General features: G+C 67.2%; 1 protein-coding gene. It reads right to left on the bottom strand.

Translation table 11 applies throughout. The features are described from left to right. Window positions 1-512 (bottom strand): GspE/PulE family protein (locus tag ACXJKJ_RS32320; RefSeq protein ID WP_457395852.1); only part of this gene is annotated, 512 nt, incomplete at both ends.

The raw sequence follows: 512 nt of genomic DNA, 5'->3' as shown, positions 1-512 counted from the left end.
GGACAGCACCAGGTGCCCGGTGAGCGAGGCCTGCACCGCCATCTGCGCGGTTTCCAGGTCGCGGATTTCGCCGATCATGATGATGTCCGGGTCCTGCCGCAGCAGGGTGCGCACGCCGCTGGCGAAGTCCAGGTCGATGTTGGTCTGCACCTGCATCTGGTTGAATTCCGGGGCGATCATCTCGATCGGGTCTTCCACCGTGCAGACATTGACGTCCGGGGTGGCCAGCCGTTTCAGCGTGGAATACAGGGTGGTGGTCTTGCCCGAGCCGGTCGGGCCGGTCACCAGCACGATGCCGTGCGGACGTTCGACCAGGGCGGTCCAGCCGGCCGCTTCCTGCGGGCTGAAACCGAGCTGGTCGATGCTCTTGAAGGCCGCATCCGGGTCGAAGATGCGCATCACGCACTTCTCGCCGAACGCGGTGGGCATGGTCGACAGGCGCATTTCCACCTCACGCCCGCCCGGCGACCGGGTCTTGATGCGGCCGTCCTGCGGGCGCCGGCGCTCGGCCA

The organism is Roseateles sp. P5_E1, assembly GCF_054049335.1.
This window is presented reverse-complemented; position numbering and strand designations above follow the sequence as displayed.